General features: G+C 62.5%; 16 protein-coding genes. 7 read left to right on the top strand and 9 right to left on the bottom strand.

Annotation, left to right across the window (positions count from 1 at the left end; all coding sequences use genetic code 11):
* The first annotated feature begins 234 nt into the window (after positions 1 to 234).
* Positions 235 to 2208: a DUF460 domain-containing protein gene (locus AB7C87_RS14920; protein WP_369730279.1), complete on the top strand. Its 1974-nt coding sequence runs from the start codon at positions 235 to 237 to the stop codon at positions 2206 to 2208.
* Between the two features lie 173 nt (positions 2209 to 2381).
* Here the strand turns inward: AB7C87_RS14920 and AB7C87_RS14915 are convergent, their stop codons facing one another.
* The 4 genes from AB7C87_RS14915 to AB7C87_RS14900 all read right to left on the bottom strand — a co-directional run bounded on the left by AB7C87_RS14915 (position 2382) and on the right by AB7C87_RS14900 (position 3675).
* Positions 2382 to 2849, bottom strand: coding sequence for a hypothetical protein (locus AB7C87_RS14915; protein WP_369730278.1), 468 nt, complete (start codon positions 2847 to 2849; stop codon positions 2382 to 2384).
* Between the two features lie 3 nt (positions 2850 to 2852).
* Positions 2853 to 3137, bottom strand: coding sequence for an AbrB/MazE/SpoVT family DNA-binding domain-containing protein (locus AB7C87_RS14910; RefSeq protein ID WP_369730277.1), 285 nt, complete (start codon positions 3135 to 3137; stop codon positions 2853 to 2855).
* Between the two features lie 95 nt (positions 3138 to 3232).
* Positions 3233 to 3361: a hypothetical protein gene (locus AB7C87_RS14905; protein ID WP_369730276.1), complete on the bottom strand. Its 129-nt coding sequence runs from the start codon at positions 3359 to 3361 to the stop codon at positions 3233 to 3235.
* Positions 3362 to 3495: 134 nt separating this feature from the next.
* Positions 3496 to 3675, bottom strand: coding sequence for a DUF7470 family protein (locus AB7C87_RS14900; RefSeq protein ID WP_369730275.1), 180 nt, complete (start codon positions 3673 to 3675; stop codon positions 3496 to 3498).
* A gap of 194 nt (positions 3676 to 3869) precedes the next feature.
* On the opposite strand from AB7C87_RS14900, the gene eif1A reads away from it, so the two are divergent.
* Positions 3870 to 4160, top strand: a complete 291-nt coding sequence (gene eif1A / locus AB7C87_RS14895) for a translation initiation factor eIF-1A (protein ID WP_369730274.1) — start codon at positions 3870 to 3872, stop codon at positions 4158 to 4160.
* Positions 4161 to 4249: 89 nt separating this feature from the next.
* On the opposite strand, the gene AB7C87_RS14890 is transcribed toward eif1A, so the two are convergent.
* Positions 4250 to 4651: a hypothetical protein gene (locus AB7C87_RS14890; RefSeq protein WP_369730273.1), complete on the bottom strand. Its 402-nt coding sequence runs from the start codon at positions 4649 to 4651 to the stop codon at positions 4250 to 4252.
* 259 nt (positions 4652 to 4910) lie between these two features.
* Here AB7C87_RS14890 and AB7C87_RS14885 point away from each other — a divergent pair, with 259 nt between their 5' ends.
* Positions 4911 to 5786, top strand: coding sequence for a methyl-accepting chemotaxis protein (locus tag AB7C87_RS14885; protein WP_369730272.1), 876 nt, complete (start codon positions 4911 to 4913; stop codon positions 5784 to 5786).
* Between the two features lie 164 nt (positions 5787 to 5950).
* Here AB7C87_RS14885 and AB7C87_RS14880 read toward each other — a convergent pair whose 3' ends face one another.
* The 3 genes from AB7C87_RS14880 to AB7C87_RS14870 are packed head-to-tail and all read right to left on the bottom strand — an operon-like array spanning position 5951 to position 7877.
* Positions 5951 to 7225, bottom strand: coding sequence for a DUF6498-containing protein (locus tag AB7C87_RS14880; RefSeq protein ID WP_369730271.1), 1275 nt, complete (start codon positions 7223 to 7225; stop codon positions 5951 to 5953).
* A gap of 39 nt (positions 7226 to 7264) precedes the next feature.
* Positions 7265 to 7663: a type II toxin-antitoxin system VapC family toxin gene (locus tag AB7C87_RS14875; protein WP_369730270.1), complete on the bottom strand. Its 399-nt coding sequence runs from the start codon at positions 7661 to 7663 to the stop codon at positions 7265 to 7267.
* Positions 7650 to 7877, bottom strand: coding sequence for an antitoxin VapB family protein (locus tag AB7C87_RS14870; RefSeq protein WP_149080211.1), 228 nt, complete (start codon positions 7875 to 7877; stop codon positions 7650 to 7652). Before AB7C87_RS14870 ends, AB7C87_RS14875 begins: the two co-directional genes overlap by 14 nt.
* A 427-nt stretch (positions 7878 to 8304) precedes the next feature.
* On the opposite strand from AB7C87_RS14870, the gene AB7C87_RS14865 reads away from it, so the two are divergent.
* The 3 genes from AB7C87_RS14865 (at position 8305) to AB7C87_RS14855 (ending at position 11038) form a co-directional block, all read left to right on the top strand.
* Complete coding sequence (locus AB7C87_RS14865) at positions 8305 to 8622, top strand: hypothetical protein (protein ID WP_369730269.1); 318 nt, start codon at positions 8305 to 8307, stop codon at positions 8620 to 8622.
* Between the two features lie 92 nt (positions 8623 to 8714).
* On the top strand, positions 8715 to 9917 hold the full coding sequence (locus AB7C87_RS14860; RefSeq protein WP_369730268.1) for a PQQ-dependent sugar dehydrogenase: 1203 nt from the start codon (positions 8715 to 8717) through the stop codon (positions 9915 to 9917).
* A gap of 206 nt (positions 9918 to 10123) precedes the next feature.
* The gene (locus AB7C87_RS14855) at positions 10124 to 11038 is read left to right on the top strand and encodes a phage tail protein (protein WP_369730267.1); all 915 of its coding nucleotides are present in this window, start codon (positions 10124 to 10126) and stop codon (positions 11036 to 11038) included.
* 58 nt (positions 11039 to 11096) lie between these two features.
* On the opposite strand, the gene AB7C87_RS14850 is transcribed toward AB7C87_RS14855, so the two are convergent.
* Positions 11097 to 11876 (bottom strand): helix-turn-helix transcriptional regulator, encoded by a 780-nt coding sequence (locus AB7C87_RS14850; RefSeq protein WP_369730266.1) that lies wholly within the window; start codon positions 11874 to 11876, stop codon positions 11097 to 11099.
* Between the two features lie 260 nt (positions 11877 to 12136).
* Between AB7C87_RS14850 and AB7C87_RS14845 the strand changes: the two genes are divergently transcribed.
* Positions 12137 to 19642: a beta strand repeat-containing protein gene (locus tag AB7C87_RS14845; protein WP_369730265.1), complete on the top strand. Its 7506-nt coding sequence runs from the start codon at positions 12137 to 12139 to the stop codon at positions 19640 to 19642.
* The last annotated feature ends 68 nt before the right edge of the window (positions 19643 to 19710 follow it).

Raw genomic sequence — 19710 nt, 5'->3', positions numbered from 1 at the left:
TACTCGTCATAGAATATGAAATTTTATTCTAGAATAATAAATGTTAGAATTATTACCACGGATAAAATAGTGCATAGAAGGCCACGAACGCGAATCGCGCGCTCGAGAAGCCAAAGCGGTGCCTCGAGACTACCGTTTCCGAGTCGATAGTATCCCTCTCGAACGGCTCTCGGGGTTCAGATCGGGTTCCAGACCCGCGCCGGATTTATACCCGACTCGTCCCTACACTCTCCCGTGAGTACGCGAACGAGTGCGCTCGATGCAGTCGTCTTCGGTGTCGACGTTCAGAGCGGTGACGTACGCGGCGACGCCCCCTCCTACGCACTGGTCGAGTACGACGGCGAGGAGGTCGACCGCGACGTCGTCTCCCACCGGAAACTCCGGCGGCTGATCGACGACGAGGAGCCGGCGATCGTCGCGACGGACAACATGTACGAGCTAGCCGCGGACAAAGACCAGCTCGTCCACTTTCTCGGCTCGCTCCCCGCGGACACGAAGCTGGTCCAGGTGACCGGCGACGAACGGCCCGAACCACTCTCCCGCGTCGCCAAACGCCACGGCATCCCCTACGGTAAGGAGCCGATGAAAGAAGCCGAGGCCGCCGCAAGGCTCGCCGCCCACAACGTCGGCTACGAGGTGTCGGCGTTCACCGACACCACCGAAGTCAAAGTCGCCCGCGGGCGCTCGACCGGAAGCGGCGGCTGGAGCGAGGACCGCTACACCCGCCGCATCCACGGCTCGGTCAAACGCCGATCCCGCCAGGTCGAGTCCGACCTCGACGATGCGAACCTCGAGTACGAGAAGGAAGTCCGGGAGTCCTACGGCGGCTACGCGAACGCGGTGTTCACCGTCGAGGCACGACCCAGCGGCATTCCGGTCTCTCGGGCGCGTTCGGGCGACGTGCGCGTCGAAATCGAGCGCACCCGCCGGGACGGGATCGAGTTTCGCCCCCTCGCAAAGCGCCGCGATCACGTCATCGTCGGCATCGACCCCGGGACGACGACCGCAGTCGCCATCGTCAGTCTCGAGGGGGAGGTGTTAGACGTCTGGAGTTCCCGGACGAGCGACACCGCCGCGGTGATCGAGTGGATCGTCGAGCGCGGGCGGCCGATCGTCGTCGCCGCTGACGTGACGCCGATGCCCGAAACGGTCGAGAAGTTCCGTCGAAGCTTCGACGCCGCGGGCTGGAAACCCGAACGGGACCTGCCGATCGACGAGAAACAACACCGTACCCGCGAGAACCCCTACGACGACGACCACCAGCGCGACGCGATGGCCGCCGCCCTGTACGCCTTCGACCACCACGAGGACCAGTTCGAGCGCATCGCCCGAAAGCTCCCACCGGGGATCGACCGCGACGAGGTCACCGCCCGCGTCGTCGCCGGCGAGGAGAGCGTCGAGGCCGTCCTCACGGACCTAAACGACGACGAGGAGTCCGACGAGGAGTCCACGGAACACGAGCCGAGAGAGCTCACCGAAGAGGAAAAGCGAATCAAGGATTTAGAGCGCCAGGTCGAACGCCTCCAGTCACACGTCGGCACGCTCGAGGATCGGCTCGAAGAACGCGACGACCGGATCGACGACCTCGAGGCCGAACTCACCGTCTCCAAACGCGAAGAGCGAAAGAAAGTCCGGAAAGAGCGCGAGGTGAGCCGCCTCGATCGCAAGGCGAATCGACTCGAGCGAGAGCGCGACGAGGCCCGCGAGGAGATCGAGACGCTCGAGAAGAAAGTCGAGCGGATGAAAGCGCTGTGGAAGCTCGATCACTCGAACTTCAGTGACGTCTCCGCCGAGAAGGAGGGGCTCGTCCCGGTGAAAGTCGTCGAGAAGTTCACCAAAGGCGCTATTCGAGAGGCCGACGACCAGTACGGCATCGCGGCCGGCGACGTCGTCTACCTGCGAGACGCCAGCGGAGCGGGGCGATCGACCGCCGAACTGCTGGCCGACTTCGATCCCCGCGTCGTTCTGAAAGACGGCGGGCTCTCGGAGGTCGCCGACGAAATTCTGTTCGAGGCTGACGTCCCGGTCGGCCCCGCCGGCGACGTCGCCATGCAGGAAGTCGACGAACTCGCAGTCGCCCGCGAAGAAGACGTCGAGGCGGTTATCGACGACTGGCACGAGCTGGCTCGAGAGCGCGAACTCGACAGGAAGGCGGCGATGGTCGATCAGCTCATCAGCGAGCACCGGGCGGGCGACAACGAAGTATAACGGAGTGCGTTCGACCGCCCCTAGTCGGCCAATTTGACGGGCGAGAGTACCGTCGTTACGTCCTCGAGTTCGACCTCCTCGAGCAGATCGTCGGACTCCCCGACGGGCCGTTGGCGGACAGCGCGCGTTCGATACCAGAATCGGGTATCACGGTTTCGCTGTGATGAGAGGAGTCAGTTTCCAAGAAACCGGTTCAGTTCGCTAAATTCGTCGTGTGAGAGAATAACCTCGGTATCGAACTCCTCGAACCGTTCGAAGTCGTCGTCGATCGTCAACACGGTGTTTACGCCTTCGTCAATTGCTACCTGCGCGTAGTACCCATCCCACCCGTCGACGTTCGCTTCACTCGACCGAGAAAATCCACCTCGAACGACGTCGGCGGGCATCCTGTCGTACCAGTGAATACGCTTTGCGTCCGCGAAATTTTGCAGTAGCCGGGACGCATCCGCGTTCGATTTCCCGTAGTACGTCGTCAGGACAGTATGTGCGCCGAATAGCGCGGGATATGGCACGACGGCATCGATCTCACCCGCAATGGCATCTCTGACGTACGAGAGGGCACCGTCACGAACCGGCGTCTCCGTGTGTGCGAGAGCGATTACCCCGACGTCGAAAAGATACGGGTCGCTGGTGTCACTCATGCGTTATTCATCGCTGTTTTTCCCTGCCCCTCGTCGAATAGCAACTCGGTGCTTCCGGGCAATCGGGTCACCGCCTCGGTCGAGCGGGGTCGTCTCCCCTCGCTCTGAAGCGGTTTCCGCAACGAGACGTTCCATGCGTTCGATGATCTGTTCGGGATCGTCTTCTGGTTCGACCACTGCCTTTCCGTCCTCCTCGTGGATCTCTACTTCCGACCCGGGTGTAATCCCGAGGCGCTCTCGGACCTCCTGCGGGAGGACGACTCGTCCTTTCGAGTCCACTTTCACCATGTTCCCACTTTTGGTGGGAACGAGTATAACGGTTGTGGGAGGAACACCGAGTACCGACTACAGAGAAGTCGGTCACGAAACCGCGGCCACGAACGCTACTCGGTCGACGTGACGGACGAGACCACCTGAGCTACCATCTCGAGTTCGACTTTCTCGGTGACGTCCTCGGGCTCGTCGACGGGACCGTCGACGAACAGCGCGTGGCCAACGAAGGCGATGCCCACGGCGATACGGGCTACCACGAGATCGTAGTAGTGAAGCGTATACCCCGTACGAATCGTGGGTGAGGAGACGAGAAAATTGTTGGATCTTGGATCGTTGGCTTCGGACCCGATGGGGGCGTCCAATCTCGTCGCCGTCAGAACATCCCGAAACTCTGGAGCATCCCCGTGACCAGTGACTTCACGACCAATCCCATTCCGGCGAGGATCAACGCGAGCCCCGCAGCGATGCGAAAATCGACGTACGCGACGAGTCCGATTCCGGAAAGCAGGATCACGATTCCCACGATCCCGAGCGGCCCCAGTTTGTCGAGCATATGCGACGACTCGGGGCGGGGGACGTAAAACGCGTGGTTTCTACGGACTGCTGGACGTCATTTCCGGGGCGACCGCAGGACGGCTCGCGGTCGCCCCGATACATCGGTGTGGCAGTCCGTATCGTCACGGGGCGACGACACTCTCGTCGGGAAATCGATAAAGCGTTAAACGGCTCCGACGTAAACCTCGAGCCATGAGCGACGACGGTGAGGGCGGTCGGAAGAATCTCCGGATGCCGGAAGACGACGAGGTCTTCGCGACCGTCACCAACATGCTCGGGGCGAATCGGGTGAAAGTACGGTGTGCCGACGGAACGGAACGAACGGCACGCATTCCCGGCAAGATGCAAAAGCGCATCTGGATCCGCGAGGACGACGTCGTGCTCGTCGAGCCCTGGGACTGGCAGGACGAGAAGGCCGACATCACCTGGCGCTACGAGAAGGCCGACGCCGACCAGTTGCGCCGCGAAGGTCACATTCAGTAACCGAGTTTCGGACGCAGAGTATCGACGTAAGACGATCACGAGCGACGGCACTCGTCAAGATGTCACAAACCGTAGCCGCGTCGAGCGGATTACCTGTTCGCGATCCAGTCTCGAGCCTCCGCCATGCTGACCGTCACCGTCGATTCGTAGGGAAGTTCCTCGAGTGACTCCATCAGCGCCTCCACGTCCATCTCCGAGATGATGCTCTCTTTGTGAACGACGACGTTGTACTCCATTCCGGCGTCGATCATGGCCGGGGTCCACTCCCGTGCCAACCACGCTTGGTCGTCGTCGTCGTGGGCCTGAATACCGCTCGAGTCGACGATCACGTTCGTGACGTCGTTCTCGGAAACGTACTCGAGGAGCGCATTCGCGCCGTCTCGAAACTGTTCGCCGCTCGCGAACTCAGTCCAGGTGTAGATGACGGCATCGATGTCGTCGTCCCACTCGATGCGGTACCGTTCCGTCTCCGTTTCGACTGTCGTCGCCATGCGATCGCTGCATACCGATAAAATACATTAAACCTTCTTGCCACATCTCAAATCCCAGCACACATTTTATCTAACATCTGACGCCAGGATAGGTTCAGATTACGGCCCAATCATGGATGTTCTCGGTGGTACTGTATTACACTTTCACGTTTTGGACGTTACATTATCTCTGTTCAGAAATATGTGTATCTTCCAGTATAGTTAGTCAACTGCCAGAAACGGCCGTACAGTTGATGAACTGGTATCGAAAACTCATCCCATGGGCTCACAAACGGACGGGGAGAGCGATTCGGCGGCCGAAACAGCCGAGGCGGACGTCGACGTCTCCACCGAGGAGTTACTGCAAATATCGAAGGTCGTCTCGAGAAGCTCACGGGACATCACCGGACTGGCCACCGACCAATCGGAGACGATGAACGAGATCGTCGGTGAAGTGTCGAATCTCTCCGCAACCGTCGAAGAGATCGCCTCCAGCGCCGAAGAAGTCAAACAGGTCACCACCAGCGCTCGAGAGTTGACCGCCGACGGAACCGACGTCGCCGACGAGGCGATCGACGCGATGGAAACGGTCGACGAAGCCAACGGCGACGTGACGGAATCCGTCGCACGATTACAAGAGCGGATCGACGAAATCGACACGATCGTCGACGTGATCGACGACATCGCCGACCAGACGAACCTGCTCGCCCTGAACGCCTCCATCGAAGCGGCTCGAGCCGGCGAATCCGGCTCGAGGTTCGCCGTCGTCGCCAACGAGATCAAAAGCCTCGCCGCAGAATCACAGCAAAACGCCGAGGAGATCGAAGAACTCGTCAAGGACATCAAAGACGACACCGAGGAGACCGCCGACCGGATCGAGACCGCCGACGAGGAGGCGAACGCGGGAATCGAGCACGTAAGCGAGACGGTCGAGATTCTGGAATCGATCGACGAAGCGATCACGGAAGCCACGCTGGGTGCAGAGGACATGGCCGTTGCGACCGACGAACAGGCGGCGTCGACGGAGGAGGTCGCGTCGATGGTCGACGAAACCGGCGATCGGACGGAGGAAGTCGTGACCAAGATCAAACGCGTCGCGGCGGCGAACGAAGAGCAGACGAAACTGATCGAGCAGTTAGACGAGCAACTCGAGTAGCCACGCGGATTCGGAGTCCTCAGCCGAAGTTCGACGATCGAAACGACCATCGAACGCCGTCCCGGCCCTCATCGGTCCGCGAACACAGCGAACGGACGGACGATACATTCCACGCACGACCGCTCGAACGTCCTCACGACAGTGACCACACGGACGACACCCGATTAGTCGAAATCGACGCCGTCGGGCTGGCGCTCGAACACCTCGAGCACCGGTTCGACCTCACGCAATCGCGGAAGCCACAGGTGTCGGTCGGAATCGGGGAGTTCGACGACGACGGTGGACGTCTCGAGCCGGTGGTCGATCCGATCGCGTTCGACGCGGAGTCCACTCTCGTCCCACGCCTCGACGCGCCACAGCGGCGTTCTGAACAGTCGGTCGTAGGCGACGATCGCGTCGTCGTCAACCCGATACTCGATTCCCATATACCGTAGCCAGTAGTCGACGTGGACGAGCACGAGCGGAACGGCGACGGCCACGATCACGAGTCCGACTGCACCCGACCAGACGCCGCCGACCGCGAACAGGAGCGCGAAGACGGCGGGAAACGCGCCGACGAACAACGTGGTTGGGTGGCGTTTTGCGTGAGACGTGGTCGCGAGCAATCGGCCACTGACGGGCGGGCGGGCACGTCGATGGTCGGCCGCCAGGGATGTATCGACCGCTTCGCCCGCCGGCGGTTCAACCGTCGACTCGAGGTCGACGCCGATCGACTCGCCGAACGCCGCCAGTCGGTCGCGGGAGACGCCGACGAGGTCGAACCCGAACTTGGCGAGGACGATGCCGACCAGCAACAGCGCACTGGCGATCGTCGGGTCGGCGTCGCTGATCGGCTCGTCGCTGGCGACCGACGGATCGGCCACCGCGGCGAAAAACGAACAGAACAGTCCGACGAAAAACAACACCGCGCCGCGCCAGAACACGCCGTGGATCGCCGTCTGGGCGCTGTGCTCGCGATAGCCCTGCCGGTAGAAGTACTCGAGAGCCGTCCGGCCGCCCTCGCCGAGGAAGATCGCGAAGACGGCGAGAGTGACGGTGTCGATGGCATCCCCCTCGAGCGCCCCGGAACCGACGACGCCGACGGTCAGGGTTCCCGCGACGAACCAGACGACCGCGAGCATCGGGGCCAGGAGGGCGATCACCGGGAGCGTCGAGACCTGTATTCCGACTCCAGTGAACGGAATCGGAATCGCGGTGGGTCGGTCCGCGAGCGCACCGACGATCAGCATCTCCGAGTCGAACTCGGAGGGACGACCGGCGAAGACGGCCCGGAAGACCGCCCAGAAACTCAAGACGGCGAGTTCGAACCAGTAGATTGCTACGAGCGTCGCCGCGTTCCACTCGAAGACGAGGACGCCGACGAGGGTGACGAGATTCGCGACGAGGACGGCGGACGCCTCCGGCGTGGCACCGTCGCGCACACGATCGATGAGACTCATTTGCTGATCGTTCGGGTCGATCAGCACATCGTAGCGGTGCTACGATTCATCGTCACCGATCAGATTCACGTCCAGGCCGTCGACGCGTTCGAAGTGATCGTCGCGTGTGACGACGGTTCCGCCGGCTTCACGAACGACGCCCGCGATGAGGGTATCGAGCGGCCCGATCGGCTCCCCGGCGCTGTGGAGTTCCCAGTCGATTTTCGCGGCCTCTGCGGCGCCGTCGATCGTCAACTCGACCGGTTCGACCCAATCGAGGTCGGAGCGGGCTTTCTCGAGGCCGTCGGCGCCACGGGTTCGAACCGCGCCGACGAACGTCTCGTGTAACGCAGGGGTCGGCGCAAAGAGCGGCGTGTGTTCGTTCGACGCGAGAAACTCGCCGACGTACGGCTCCCCCTCCAGATAGTCGATCAAGACGTTCGTGTCAAGACAGTTCATTCGCGCGCTCCTCGAGGTCCCGGGTGTACTCTTTGCGGTACGATTCGACCTCGTCGCGAAGACCGGTGTTTTCCCACGAACCGAACCCTTTCATCACGTTTCGGTTCTCCCCTGTGATTCGGAGAATCGTCTCCGTGAAACTCTCACCCTCTCGTTTGTGCTCTTTGAGGCGATCGTAGGCCTCTTCCGTGACGGTGATCGTCTTCGTCCCCATACACGTACTTGTACACGTAGAAAGTTATAGCTGGCGTCGACCGAGTGGATGGGCGTACACTCGCCGTCTCGAGCGGACGGTCGACCTTCTTCGACTATCACCAGTAATTATATTATCCTACAGGGCGACTGTCACGATGGAAGCCACGCGCTCCAGAATCGGACGCGGGGGCATGCGTACGAAATGCCCCGGGTGCTGATGACACCCGAGACGTGTGGCTTCCAAGCGAGCACTTGGGTGCCATGTTTCCATTACTGCCACCGAGACAAAAAGGTCTCGCACGACGGCCCAGTATCGTCTTCGAACAGCTTGCGGTTCGCGACAGCGTCCACGGTACCGACACACACTCGGCTCGAGAGCGCTGTCTGTTGCGATTCCATGGACGACGGCGGAGGTTCCACGGGCGGCGGTTCCACAGTCGATACCGTTGGTTTCGCGGACAACGGCGGCGTTCATCGCCCTCGAGTCGACGACACAGGGGGCGGCGCCGATGAGTTCGAAGCGCGACGCGGCCGACGCGGATCGCGTCGACCGCTCCGACGAGAGCGTCTGCGACCGGTGTGACGAACCGGTCCGTGACGATCGGGTGATTCGTCTCTCCGCGGATCCCTGTCCCGAACTCGCCGATCGGTACGAATCCGTGAGGCGGGTGTACTGTCCCGACTGCGTCGCCGCCATCGGGATGCTCGAGTTCGCGGCGAACGCGCGGACGGCGTCGACCGCGGTCGAGTCGGCACTCGAGTAGCGCCATCTGACTCGAGAGCAATCAGATCCCCTGAACGTACCCCAACCGTCAAACGGCGTACTCGAGAAGACGCGCCCACGGGTGAACCACGAGTGACCGATTCCGATCGCGGTCCGACGCGTCGAACGGTCCTTCGAGCGGGCGTCGCGGCGGGCGCGCTCGCGAACGCCGGCTGCGTCGGCTCCCTTCGCGGCCCGTCGGATCCCGACGAGTTCGATATCGAGACCGTCGCGGAGGGGCTGAACCAGCCCTGGGGGCTCGCGTTCCTCCCGGACGACTCCCGGCTTCTCGTCACCGAACTCGAGGGGCGGCTCTCGCTCGTCGACCGCGAGGACGGCTCGCGCGAGGAAATCGACGGGACGGCGGCGGTCCACGACGCCGGGCAGGGCGGCCTGCTCGACGTCACCCTCCATCCCGACTTTCCGGACGAGCGGTGGCTCTACCTGACCTACGCCGCGACGAACGACGCCGACGGCGACGACTCGACGACCCACCTCGGCCGGGGGCGACTCGAGCCGGAGGCGGGCATCCTCGAGGAGTTCGAGGTATTGTACGCGGCCGAGCCGTTCGTCGAGTCGGACGCCCACTACGGCTCCCGCGTTGTCTTCGGCCCGGACGACGCGCTATACGTCACCGTCGGCGACCGCCAGTTCGACGAGTTCGGACCGGATCACGTCTCCCAGGACCCGACGAACGACCTCGGAACCACGCTTCGGCTCGAGGCCGACGGCTCGATTCCCGAGGAGAACCCGTTCGTCGACGAGGACGGCGGAGACGCGGTCTTCAGCTACGGCCACCGGAACGCCCAGGGGATGACGGTCCATCCCGAAACGGGAGAGATTTGGCAGAGCGAACACGGCGAGGAGGACGGCGACGAGATCAACGTCCTCGAGGCGGGCGGCAACTACGGCTGGCCGGTCGTGGGCCACGACTGCAGGTACGGCACGGACGATCCGATCGGCGACGATCCCGACCAGCGCGAAGACGTGGTCGATCCGGTCTACTACTGGGAGTGCAACACGGGTGGCTTTCCGCCCGCCGGTGCGACGTTCTACGACGGCGATGCGTTCCCCAACTGGGCGGGTGACCTGTTCGTCGGCAACCTGGCCGGCGAGTATCTCGGCCGCTTTGCCGTCGACGGCACGGATGTCGAGGAACTCGAGCCGCTGCTGGCCGACCGTGGCTGGCGGATCCGTGACGTCGCGGTCGCCCCCGATACGACATATCTCTACGTCGCGGTCGACGACAGCGACGCGCCGATCGTTCGGCTCGTTCCACCGGAAACCGACGATTGAGACGGATCGCTGTACCGGTTTACCGGCGCAACCACATCCTGCTCGAACGTATTTTACAGCAAATCATCGATGATGTTTTCATAATCGATACGTCCGGTGGACCACCGCCGTTGCGAAAATTCGTCGAAAGAGTGGCGTACTGTCGTTTCCGCATCGGAGCAATTTGTCGACACAACGTTATTATCTCGTAGCTCCCACGTAGGCCGATGGAAGAATTACGCCCGGCGCCATCGCTGCAGACGCTCGACGATCTCGTCGAAACGACGTTCACAGTCGACGGTAACGACGACGTCGAGGTTCGGTTGAGAGAACTCGAGACGTCGCGGGACGTCGTCGACGACTGGGAGCAGTTCACGCTCGTTTTCGACTGTCTCGGCGGGACGACACTCGACGGTAAGATGTACCGTCTGGTCGACAAGGACGGCGAGTGGTTCGACCTCACGCTCAGCCCGACGCCGAACGGGAGCTCCGATCCGGACGACGTTCACTACGAGGCTCCGCTCTCCCGAGAGGTACCCGGCCGGGTGGCGAGTGGCGGATCGGGCGATGCTCCGAAGGCTGAGAACGCGGACGTCGGTGCGCCCCAGCTCTCCGTCGAACAGATCGTGGGCGGAATCGAGATGTTCGCCGGAACGTTCGCTCCGAAGGGATTCATGATGTGTGACGGTCGTCAGCTCCTACTCCAGAACTACAACGCGCTGTACAGTCTGCTCGGGACGACCTACGGCGGGGACGGCCAGAGAGTGTTCAGGGTTCCCGATCTGACCGGTCGAACCGCGATCGGAGCGGGGCAGGGAACGGGGCGAACTCCTCGAGACCTCGGCGAAACTGGTGGGGAAGAAGCGGTTGGACTGACGACGAACGAACTCCCTACACATACCCACAGGGCACAGTCGACTCTCCCGGTGAGTAGATCCCAGGGAAACTCTGGAACGCCGGGCGGACATCACCTCGCCCGATCTGAGGACGTCGAGATCTACGCAGATTCATCCGGTGCGGACATGTCTGTCGAGACTACTATCAGAGACACCGGTGAGGGAATGCCACACGGCAACATGCCGCCATATCTGGCGATCAACTACGTCATCGCAGTTCAGGGCTACTACCCGCAACAGCCCTGAAACCTCGTTTTGTCCAGTTATCCGCTCGGACGTGTTCATTCTGTCTCTCCGTTGCTCGCTACTCGAGGAACTCCTCGACTGGGGCACCTCGTGACCAACACCGTTCGAACAGGCCGTCGAGCCATCTCCGTGCATCGGGAGCGTCACTTATCGCGAGGACTGTTGCGATCCCGGTCTCGTCGTTTGCGCCAACGGTAGCGACTTCATCATCGTGGAGGCCAAACGAGAACGGTATCCCTTCAGAGACCTGTATTGCGACGTTCTCCGCGGCGATGATCTCGTCGAGAAGGTCCGGGCTGAGGTTCCGAAACGTCGAGAGGACCGTCGGTGTCAGACACATTTCGACGTCCATTCCCGAGTTTCGAATCGCGGTCGTCCCCCTGACGACGGAATCTCGAGTGCCGATTGCAGGGATTGCAAATCGGAGCTGGTCGGTGGTCTCCCAGAGGTCCATCGCGCGATCGGTCACAACGTAGGGGTCGGTTTCGGTCGCAACGACGAGTTCGGCGTCGATGAGGTGGTGAGCATTCGCTGCGAGTTCTCGTGAACTCACTCCCATCAGGAGTGGTTCGAGTCGGTCGGTCGCCGTCACGGAATCGAGAAATCGGTTCGTGGCCTCGAGCACCACCGCTCCCCGCTGGGTCGTCCGAAATCCATCCGGAGTCCGTTCGAGAAACCCCTTTTGCTCGAGAGCAGTCGTCGCGCGGTAGACCGTTGCGCGAGAGCGATCGACTCGGTCTACGATCTCGCTTCGAGTCAGCGGTGTCCCGGAACAGACAGAGAGAATGTCCGCTCGGTTACCGACAGCCAGCGCGTCCTGAAGCGCACTTGTATTCATATCTGATAAGATGCCACCACTGATATAATTGTTCGCCGGTGAGACGGTTGTTCAGTGGAGAAACACCACTAAAAGAAAGTAATATAGATGTGGAAGATACCATGTTGGTAATGATAACCCGACAAATCCCATATGTGATAGGATTATTCCTCATCATATTTGGGTTGGTGCTTATCACAGGGGTGTTTGCGGTATCGGGTAATACCGCTGATTCGAACGTGCTGACAGACACGTTCGGAGATGGTGGTAACGGCGTCTCGGTGAACGAACCCAGCGGTGTCGGTGGTGCTGAAGCGACCGCTGGTGGGGCGTACGAACGACCGACTCGAACACCGTCGTTTTCGGTGACCTCGAGTCCAGCGGAGGCAAGTCTCGGTCCGAATCTCCTGGAGAATCCGACGTGCACCGTAGACGGCCAGGAGGTGGGTGAAGAACCGCTGTACTGGACGGTCGAACAGGGGGAACTCGAGTGTGACGAACCCGAGCCCGATTTCATGCCCGATCCCAGAGAGGGCGACTATGTGTTCATCGACTGGGAGGACCTAGAGCCGTCGACAGACGAGTCTATCGCTACACAGACGGTTCCGGTAACGGGTGGGTCGGAGTATCAGTTCAGCGTGTGGGTTGGGTCGGACGTTGTCGATGACGACTACGCGCAGTTTCAGGTCGAGTTTTTCGACGACGGTAGCCCAATCGGCGACGGAATGATCGATAGCGGTGAGTTCCAGCCCGAAGATCCCGATGAGCCTGAACAGTACGTCGCGACGACCGAAGCCCCGGAGCACGCTGACGAGGCGGTCGTGCGAATAATTCTGGTCAACGGTGGGGATTTCGGTCTCGATAGACCATTGCTGTGGGCAGACGACGTCCGGTTCCAGGAGTTCTCCGACGCTCCGACGGCGTTCGACGTTTCCGGCGTCGAGATGGGGATCGAGCAGACGCTCGCTCCCGACTGGACGCTGTTCGACGACGAGTTCGGCGAGGACGAAGACGACCGCGGATTCGACGACGACGGCGAGATTACGCACTTCGGCGGTGGTGATCTCGGGGAGAGCGTCACGGACAACAACGCCGGAGACACGGTGACGCTGGCCGGTGGCGATCTACAGGTCAACGCCGACGGAACGTTCAGTTTGACGAATCCGACGCAGACGGGTACGTTCGAGTTCGACTATCGGCTGGGGTATGAGGGCGATCACGACGACGCGACAGTCGAGATCAAGATTTTCGATCACGAACTGGAGAATCCGCTGTGTGAGGAGTGGGACGAGAACGCCCAAGACCAGCCCATCGGGTGGGAGGGCGAAGATTTCTCCTGTATCGACCTCACGGACCCTCCATTCACCGACACCGATCACACGGCCATCGGAGAACGGTCGTTCACTGATAACTACATCAATCTCGATAACGAAGTCCACACCGAACAGACCGTCTCCGTCGTCGGCGGGGAGACCTACACCGTTTCGGGACTGTACGGAACTGACTCCAACGACTACTCCGGAGACGTCGAATTCGAGTACCTCGATTCGGACGGCGACGTGATCAGTAGCGAGGGATTCACACTTCAAGAGCTCCAGTCGGAATCGAGTACGGAGTTCGATCGGTTCACGGAAACCACTGACGCGCCCGACGACGCGAAACGAGCGACCCTTCGACTCACCGCTGTTCGCCCGAGCGGACACCAGGATCCGGCGGGCGTCTACTTCGACGACTTCTCGCTCGAGCGCGGTGATCCGGGCGAGGATCCGGTGAACGCCCGCGACGTCGAGACCGAGGTCGGGATCTACCACACGTTCGAGCCGTCGGAGACCCTGTTCGACGACTGGGGCAACGGCGTGGACGAACTCGGGACGCCCGAGGCCGAGGTCGTGAACTTCGGCGGCGGCGACCTCTCCGGGAGCGTGACCGACTACGGCCCGGGTGAGTCGGTTTCCTTCGCCGGTGGCACGCTCACCGTCGAGTCGGATGGTACGTTCAGTCTCGAGGAACCGACCGACGTCGGGACCCACACCGTCGAGTACGAGATCGAGAACGAGCACGCCTCGAGCACCGCGACGGTGGAGTTCTGGGTGCGAGACAGTACGCTGTTAGACGCCGATTGTGACCCCGACTCGTTCGAGGCGTGGGACGACGTCTCGCCAGGTAACGGCAACATCGACTGCATGGACCCCCAAGAGTCAGGAACGGCTCAGCCGAACGGCGAGCAGAATCCCCCGATCGGATCGTACGCCATCGGCGATCGGGGCGGTGACGGATACGACGCGGTGGCCGAGCAGACGGTCCCCATCCGATCCGGATACACGTACGAACTCGCTGGATTCGTCGGAAGCGAAGCGACGCCGGAAGATAGCTACGCCACGCTCGACGTCGACTATCTGGACGAGGACGGAACGGAACTCGCCGTCTCGGAGGCGGACGACGTCGATCTCTCCGAGATGCGCTCGGAGGGAACGACCGAGTTCGACGCGTTCTCGGACACCACCGTTCCACCCGAAAACGCGACCCATGCCACCGTTCGAATTTTCATCAACAGCACCGAGGAAATGGATCTGGGTGGGGACGCGTACGCACGTGCCTACGTCGACGATCTTTCCTTCGAACTGCTCGGGACGTCACCCGAGGCGAACGACGTGGACAACCTGAGCATCGGAGCCGACGAGACCCTCACAGCCACCGTGACGACCGATGGAGACGAATCGGACGGCCTCGGCGATCCGGATGCGGAAGTCGTGAGCTTCGGCGGTGGCGACCTCGACGGTGACGCCACCGAGTACGACGTCGGCCAGACGGCCGAGTTGGCAGGCGGAGACCTGACGATCGAATCCGACGGCTCGCTCGAGTTGGTCGCCCCGTCCGAAGACGGCACCCACCAGTTCGACTACCGCCTCGAGAACGACGCGGGGTACGACGATGCGACGGTGACGATCGAGGTCTTGGCGCCGAACGTCACGGTCATCGGAACCGTCACGGACACCACGTTCGGGAGTCCCGTTTCCGATGTCGGCGTCGAGTTCACGGACGGGGACGGAACGTACACGACTGAGACGAACGCGAGCGGGGTGTACGAGGCCGTGGTCCCCGGGACGGGTGAATCGTACACGGTGAACGCGAATCGCGTGGGGTGGAACGAGCACCAGACGACCGTGACAGTCGGTCCCGACGACGAGACGGTGACCGACGTGGACCTCGAGCTTACCGGCGATGCGGACGTAGGGATAACCTGGAGAGATAACCGTACGGATGAACGACTCGAGGGAGTCGTGGCGACAGTCGAGAGCGACAACTTGGGGAGTACGGAGTTTACGAGCGATGACTCCGGCCAGATGGAGTTCATCGTTCCCAGCGGGCCCCTCTACCCGCTCACCACCTCGAAAGACGGATACAGGGATCGCACAATCCCCATGACTCCGGGCCCCGTTCTAAATTACGCGATAGGCGGCAACGCCGAACTCACCGGCTCGGTCACCGACGGCGAGAGTGGCGGCGGAGTCGAAGGCGCGACCGTCACCGCCGAAAACGGCGCGGGTGCCTACACTGCAACGACCGACGCAGATGGCACCTACGAGATCGACGTGCTTCCCGGCGGTCACGACTATGACGTGACGATCGAAGCTGACGGCTACGGGACGGTCGTCGAATCGGACGAGTCCGTCGGTGACGAAGCGACCCACACCCTCGATTCCGAACTGACGGGCAACGCGACGGTCGAGGGAACCGTCGAAGACGAGATCACGGCTGACGGAATCGAAAACGCCGACGTGGCGGTCGTCTACCCCAACGACGATGCGTTCACCGTCGAGGAGGCGACGGACACGGACGGTTCGTTCTCCATCGAAAACGTCCCCGGAACCAACGAGGAGTACGCCGTCGTCGCAGAGGCACCCGGGTACGAAGCGGGCGACACCGCGGTTGCCGTGGATGACGGCGCGCTCGCGGACGCTGGCGCGATCGAACTCGAGGGCAACGCCTCCGTGAGCGGAACGATCGAGGACGTGACGCTCGAGGGCATCCCGGACGTCGATGTAACCGTGTCGAACGGAGCCAGAGAGTACACGGTGACGACCAACGACGACGGCCAGTATACGATCGAGAACGTCCCCGGAACGGGCGAGGCGTACACGGTGAACGCCGATCCGGGGAGCTGGGACGGCAACTCGACGACCGTGACGGTCGGAGACGGTGTGGAGGCACAGGCCGACCTCATCCTCACGGGATCGCGAACCAACACGATCGAGGTTCACGACAGACTCTTCGAAACCGCTGGCGAGAAGTACCGGATCGGAAACGCGACGGTCGTCATCGAACACGACAGGGGCGGTCTCGAACCGACGCTCGGTGAGGCGACGGTGACGACCGGAAGCGACGGAAGCAGCGTCGCAGTCGCGCTGCCCGCGATGCCGACACACCTTGAATCAGGTGACACGTCAGGTGACGATTCACTCGAGTACACGGCATCCGCTGAGGGCTACGAACCCAACACGAACTGGGAGTCGCTCGATATCGACATCCCCATCTCCCTCACCATCGCCGGAACTGGATCGGTGAGCGGAACCGTCGTCGACGAAGGGACCGGCGACGGAATCGAGGATGCGGACGTTACCCTCGAGTATCCGACCGGCGAAGCGGTCGTCTTCGAGGACGCCACCGACGCCGACGGCGCGTACACGATCGAGGACGTTCCGGGGACGGGTGAGGAGTACGGGATCACCGTGAACGCTGACGGCTACGAAACGGCGACGTTCGGGGTTTCCCCCGAAACCGGAACGAACGAGCGCACGTTCGAACTCGAGGGGAACGCCGAGATTATCGGAACGGTCACCGACGAGGTGACGGGCGGACCGATCGAGAACGTGACCGTCACCGTCGAAAACGGTGTGGGAACGTATAACGCGACGACTGACGAGAACGGGGAGTACACGATCGAGAACGTCCCCGGAACCGGCGACGAGTACGACGTGACGGCTGACACGGCAGGATACGAGCACCGATACACGAGCGTAACCGTCGGAGACGGGGCGACCGAGACGGCGGATCTGCACCTTTCGGGCGATGCGGAGATCACCGGAACGGTGACGGACGCACTGAGCGAGGACGGAATCGAAGACGGGACGGTGACCGCAACGAACGGCGCTGGTACGTACGACGCGACGACGAGCGGAGCGGGCGAGTACACGATCTATGACGTCCCGGGGAGCGAAACGTACGACCTCGAGGCCAATCACGACGACTACGTGCCGACGACCCGATCGGACGTGACGGTCGCCGCTGGCACACAGCAGACCGAGAACGTCGTCCTCGAGCCGTTCGATCAGACGACGGTGACCGGAACGGTCACCGACGAGGTGACGGGCGAACCCATCGCAGGCGCGGACGTGGCGTTCGAACTCGACGACGAGCGCGTCGACACTGACCTCGTGTTCGAGACCGAGACGAACACCGACGGTGTCTACGAGCTGACCGATCTCGTCGATGGCTACGACTACACGCTCACGGCCGAGGCGGACGGCTACGACGTCGGGACGTCCTCGCTCCGCGTCGGTGGCGACGAAGAAGTCGACCTCCCGCTGACCGGCGACGGTGCACTCGAGTTCGACGTCGACGGCGAGCAGTTCGGCGACGGCCTCGAGGGTGCGACCGTCGAGGCAACGCCGGTCGACGGTGCTGGCACCTACGGAGGTTCCCACACCGGAGACGGAACCTACACCGTCACCGATCTGCCAAGCGCCACGGAGTACGCCGTCACCGTCACGGCGGATGGCTACGAAACGGTTGCATTCGATGTCCTCGTCGAGGAGCCCGGAATCACGACGGCGTCCGAGCCGGTGTCGCTCGAGGGCGACGCTTCGCTCGAGGTGGCGGCCGTCGATTCGCTCACCGACGAGGCGCTCGCGGACGTCTCGGTGACGATCGAACGTGAAAGCGACGGAGCACAGTTCGAGCCGGCGTCGACGACCGACGTCGACGGCGCACTCGCGGTGACGATTCCCGGAACGGGTGAGGAGTATGCCGTCGTCGCGAACGTCACGGGTTACGACGAGTCGACGGTCACGACGAACGGAGTCGACGCCGGTGCGACGGTCCCGGTTTCGATCGCACTCGAGGGCGATTCGACCATCGAAGGGACTGTGAGCGACCGTGTGACCGGCGACGCACTCGACGGGGTGACCGTCACGGCCGATGCGAATGGCTCCGTTTTCGAGACGACGACCGCCGCGAACGGGTCCTACGAGCTAACGGCCGTTCCCGGCGAGCGAACGTACGAGGTGACACTCGAGGCGAGTGGCTACCGATCGAATTCGACGACAGCCACACCGTCGGCCGAGACGGTCGTCGTCGCCGACTCGCTCTGGCCGGCACACGACGGCGACGGTACGCACGAGGAGCCGTATCGAATCGCGAACGCGGCCGAACTGCAGGCGATCGGAGCGGATCTCGACGCCCACTACGCACTCGAGGGTCACGTCGACGCCAGCGAAGCCGACGCCTGGCACGATGGCGACGGTTTCGAGCCGATCGGCGACGACGCGTCGCCGTTTACCGGCTCACTCGACGGACAGGGCAACACCATTTCGACGCTCACCGTGGAGAGTCGATCCTCGGTCGGCCTGTTCGGCGTCGTCGACGGTGGCTCGATCGAGACGCTCGCACTCGAGAACGTGAGCGTCACGGGCGACGAACGGGTCGGCGGACTGGTCGGCTCGCTCTCGGCGGGATCGGTCGACGGAGTCGCCGTGAGCGGGACGGTCGTGGGCGAGGAGTCGGTCGGCGGACTGGTCGGCTCCGGTGGCGACGTCTCGACGACCGCCTCGAGTGCGACTGTCGAGGGGACGACCGCCGTTGGCGGACTGGTCGGTGAGAGCGACGGGGACGTCTCAGGATCGTTCGCCGTTGGACAGGTGACCGGAACGACGGAAACCGGCGGGCTCGTCGGCGCGGGAACGCCGAACGTCGACGCGAGCTACTGGGATGCGACCGAAACGACCCAGCACCACTCGGCCGGTTCGCCGGATGCCAACGGGGTGAACACGGACACACTGGTGGGAGAAGCCACCCAGAATACGAATCTCGAGTTCGACGAGACGTGGGCTGCACTCGACGACGAGTACCCACGCCACGGGTGGATGGTCGACGACCTCGAACTGTCGCTCGCGGACGACTCACTCGAGCCGGGAGAGACGACTGAAGCGATCGTCACGGTCAGTTTCGTCGACGACTCGACGGCGTACGCGAACGAGACGGCGGCGTTCTCGAGTGCCGATCAGGATGTCGTCGTCTTCGAGAACTCGACTATCGAAGCCGTCGGCGATGGACGGACAACCCTCACCGCGACTCTCGTCGGGTTCGAGTCTACCGTCACCGTGGAGGTTGAACCGCGTTCTTCGTCGTCAGATTCTTCGTCGTCGGGTTCTTCGGGCGCCCCCGTCGGCGGTGGCGGCATCGGAGCCGCCGACGAAACCAGTGACGACGGCGACGAAATCGATGGCGACGGTGACGAAACCGGTGACGACGATGCCGGAGAGATCGGAGACGACGCTGGCGAAGTCGGTGACGAAGCCGGCGAAACCGGTGACGGCGCGGGGGTCGGTGACGACACCGGTGACGGCGACGGCGGAGAAATCAGTGATGATAACGGCGACGGCCAGGACGAGCGATCCGAAGATACTGATCGATTCGATGATACGGTTCCCGGGTTTGGCCTGCATCTCACTCTCGGTGTGTTGGTGGGTCTTCTTCTGGTGCTCCGACGGGCGTCGGCATGTGAGTAGAACGGGAAACCACCCTCGAGCCCCCCACGTGTGAGGGCGTGGGTATCCCCGATCACGGGCCACCCCTC

This window comes from Natrarchaeobius versutus (assembly GCF_041205745.1).
Taxonomy (GTDB): domain Archaea; phylum Halobacteriota; class Halobacteria; order Halobacteriales; family Natrialbaceae; genus Natrarchaeobius; species Natrarchaeobius versutus.
Note: the sequence above shows the minus strand (reverse complement) of the source record. Positions and strands in the feature narration are given on the sequence as shown.

Excerpts from the sequence above, each read along its gene's own strand:
- AB7C87_RS14890 (WP_369730273.1), bottom strand. The coding sequence starts at position 4,651 with ATGGCGACGACAGTCGAAACGGAGACGGAACGGTACCGCATCGAGTGG.
- AB7C87_RS14910 (WP_369730277.1), bottom strand. The coding sequence starts at position 3,137 with ATGGTGAAAGTGGACTCGAAAGGACGAGTCGTCCTCCCGCAGGAGGTC.
- AB7C87_RS14880 (WP_369730271.1), bottom strand. The coding sequence starts at position 7,225 with ATGAGTCTCATCGATCGTGTGCGCGACGGTGCCACGCCGGAGGCGTCC.
- AB7C87_RS14900 (WP_369730275.1), bottom strand. The coding sequence starts at position 3,675 with ATGCTCGACAAACTGGGGCCGCTCGGGATCGTGGGAATCGTGATCCTG.
- AB7C87_RS14855 (WP_369730267.1), top strand. The coding sequence starts at position 10,124 with ATGGAAGAATTACGCCCGGCGCCATCGCTGCAGACGCTCGACGATCTC.
- eif1A (WP_369730274.1), top strand. The coding sequence starts at position 3,870 with ATGAGCGACGACGGTGAGGGCGGTCGGAAGAATCTCCGGATGCCGGAA.
- AB7C87_RS14870 (WP_149080211.1), bottom strand. The coding sequence starts at position 7,877 with ATGGGGACGAAGACGATCACCGTCACGGAAGAGGCCTACGATCGCCTC.
- AB7C87_RS14850 (WP_369730266.1), bottom strand. The coding sequence starts at position 11,876 with ATGAATACAAGTGCGCTTCAGGACGCGCTGGCTGTCGGTAACCGAGCG.
- AB7C87_RS14915 (WP_369730278.1), bottom strand. The coding sequence starts at position 2,849 with ATGAGTGACACCAGCGACCCGTATCTTTTCGACGTCGGGGTAATCGCT.
- AB7C87_RS14875 (WP_369730270.1), bottom strand. The coding sequence starts at position 7,663 with ATGAACTGTCTTGACACGAACGTCTTGATCGACTATCTGGAGGGGGAG.
- AB7C87_RS14885 (WP_369730272.1), top strand. The coding sequence starts at position 4,911 with ATGGGCTCACAAACGGACGGGGAGAGCGATTCGGCGGCCGAAACAGCC.